Raw genomic sequence first — 2922 nt, forward strand, 5'->3', positions numbered from 1 at the left:
TCTGGACGTTCATTTGCAATATAGCCCATTAATAAACCGCCTGCAGAACCTCCTTGAGCAATAATTTTTTTAGGAGATGTATATTTATCTTCACATAATTTTTCGGCGCAACTTATAAAATCTAAAAAAGTATTTTTTTTATTTAGAAGTTTTCCATTTTCATACCATTCATATCCTTTTTCTTTGCCACCTCGAATATGAGCTATTGCATAGATAATTCCTCTATCAACCAAACTTAATCTATTGGTAGAGAAATTACTTGGTATAGATATTCCATAAGATCCGTATCCATAAAGTAATAAGTGATTATTAGAATCTAATTTAATTCCTTTTTTATAAAGGATTGTAATTGGAATTTTTTCATTATCATGTGCTGTGGCAAATATTTTTTTACAAATATAATCATCTTTATTGTGACCAGAAGGAACTTCTTGAGTTTTTTTTAATTCCTGTTTTTTTGACTTACAGTCATAGTCGAAAATACTTTTTGGTGTGGTAGGAGATGAATATGAGTATCTGAATTTATCTGTTTCATATTCATACCCATGATCTAATGAAAGATTATATGCTTCTTCATCAAAACTAATTTTATGTTGATTCTTATTATTAAGATTTAATATGATTATATTTTCAGAACCTTCAGTCCTTTCTAATCTAACAAGCCAGTCTTTTAATAAGATAAAATCTAAGATTAAATTAATCCTCTCATACGCAATAAATTCTTCCCATTTTTGATAAGATTCTTCATGACTAATCATTATTTTAAAATTTTTTGCATTATCGATATTTGTGTTTATTAAAAAAAATTTTTCATGATGTTCTAAGTCATATTCAATTTTTTTAATTCTTTTTTTAAAAAGAATTGGTGTTGTTTCATTTAATGTTAGATTGATAAAAAGATATTCAGAAGTTTCGTGATCTGCCGTTCTAATAAATAGATATTTTTTTGTTTTTGATAAATTTATAGAACAAAAGAAAGAGGGGTCTTTTTCTTCATAAATTAACAAATCTTTTTCACTATCAGAACCAATTTTGTGTTTAAAAACTTTCGTAGGACGATGATTTTGGTCTAATCCAATATAGAAAATATAGTTATTATCTAAAGACCAAATAATATCGCCAGTGGTATTTTTTATTTCAGGACTTAATATTTCTTTTGTTTCAATGTTTTCAATAAATATTGAAAAGTATTCAGAGCCGTTAGTATCAATATTATAGGCTACATGTTTATGATTATGACTATGTGATATAGCCGCTACATTAAAGTAAGAATGTGTTTTAGATTTTTTTTCACAATCTAAAATAATTTCTTCAAAATTATTTTTAATATTTTTTCTATAATAAATTGGGTATTCGCTATTTTTGTTATATTTATAAGCATAAAAATAATCCCCATCTTTTTTTGGAACAGAATTATCCTCATTTTTGATTTTAGATTTTAATTCTTCAAAAATTTTTTTTTCTATGTCTTTGATATCTTTAAGCTGTTCTTCTTTAAATAAATTTTCTTCATCTAGATATTTTTTAACTGGGGTATTTAATTTATTAGGGTCTAATATTACTTCTTTCCAATTTTTTTGTTTAATCCAGGAATAATTATCAATTAATTCTTCATTATGAATTCTAACTACGTTTAGAATTTTATTTATTTTCGGTATGGACGTATTCATTCAAATCTATATTGATAAAATTTTAATTTTATATATTGATATACATTAATGGTTATTAAAGATTTTTTAGAAATAATAAAATATTTTTTTATTAAAAATAAATTAATAGGTTTTATTTTATTATTTCCTATCATTGTTATGATCTTACTTTTTACTATATGAATAAAAAAAAAATAATTATTTTTTCTTTAATATTTTTAGTTATAATTTTTTTAATTTTTGATTTTTTAACGTATAGAGTTAATAAAATTGTAAAAGATTTACTTATAAACAAAAGTAAAGAATTTTTATGTCAGCAAGTTGTTATTAGTGACATAGATACAAGCATAATGGCATCTTCAATCAAAATTAATAATATTGAAATAAGAAATATAGAGGGATTTAAGGACAAGAACATTGTACAGATAAAAAAAATTCACGTAGATTTTGCATTGTCTAGTATTTTTACTAATAATATTTTTGTTAAAAATATTAGTATAGATGGTGCCAAGGTAAATTATGAGCTTTTAATAGAGAATAAAGGAATAACCGACAATATAGCTACACTTAGAAAATGTGGAAAATCAGAGGATAAAAAAATTCAAGACAAAAATGAAACCAAAAAAGAGAATAGAGACAAAAACAGTAAAACTTTTATAATAAAACAATTAATTATTAACAACGCATCATTAAAAGTAACTTCAGATATTTTAGATATAAATAAGGAGATTGTATTAAGCAATATGACTTTTAATAACGTAGGTAATCAAGAAAGTGCAAATAAATTTAAAGACGTTTTAAAAATGATTTTTGATAATATTTTATTAAGTATTAATAATGAAATTATACAAGGAGATGTAAAAAATAAAATTAAAAATAAATTAAAAATTATTAAAAATAAATTATCACCAGAATCTTTGAAAAAATTAGAAAGAACTTTTAGATAAATTTTTTAACTACATTTAATACCTGATTAACTGTTATTTGGTTCATGGCCATAGAATTATGGCTTACAGTTTTGAAGTTTTCAGGAATAATTGGTGTAATATTTTTAGTGTAGTTCGCATAAGATAATGGTGTATCTCCAAAAAGACCTATGGCCGGAATATTTAAGCCGGCGCTTAAATGCATGAAGCCAGTATCATTACCTATATATAATTTGCTAGAATTAATAATTGGCATTATTTCCTCGATACTTAGAGAACATAAGGATTCTATTCTATTATCTTTCACTTCATTAATAATTTTATTTGCGATTTGATTTTCAATTTCA

The 2922-nt window shown here is 23.4% G+C and carries 3 protein-coding genes; 1 reads left to right on the forward strand and 2 read right to left on the reverse strand.

Features of this window, described 5'->3' with window-relative positions:
- Window positions 1-1670, reverse strand: a 1670-nt coding sequence (locus AC8IGH_RS05265; RefSeq protein WP_507419667.1) for a S9 family peptidase, incomplete at its 3' end; no start/stop codon positions are given.
- A gap of 158 nt (window positions 1671-1828) precedes the next feature.
- Between AC8IGH_RS05265 and AC8IGH_RS05270 the strand changes: the two genes are divergently transcribed.
- On the forward strand, window positions 1829-2596 hold the full coding sequence (locus AC8IGH_RS05270) for a hypothetical protein (RefSeq protein WP_507419668.1): 768 nt from the start codon (window positions 1829-1831) through the stop codon (window positions 2594-2596).
- Here the strand turns inward: AC8IGH_RS05270 and AC8IGH_RS05275 are convergent.
- A partial coding sequence (locus AC8IGH_RS05275; protein ID WP_507419669.1) for a glycosyltransferase family 9 protein occupies window positions 2589-2922 on the reverse strand: 334 nt, incomplete at its 5' end. The two genes, AC8IGH_RS05270 and AC8IGH_RS05275, sit on opposite strands and share 8 nt — an antisense overlap.

The sequence above is a fragment of the Candidatus Allofontibacter sp. genome (genome assembly GCF_038145245.1).
Lineage (GTDB): Bacteria > Pseudomonadota > Alphaproteobacteria > Pelagibacterales > Pelagibacteraceae > Fontibacterium.

Excerpts from the sequence above, each read along its gene's own strand:
- AC8IGH_RS05270 (WP_507419668.1), top strand. The coding sequence starts at position 1,829 with ATGAATAAAAAAAAAATAATTATTTTTTCTTTAATATTTTTAGTTATA.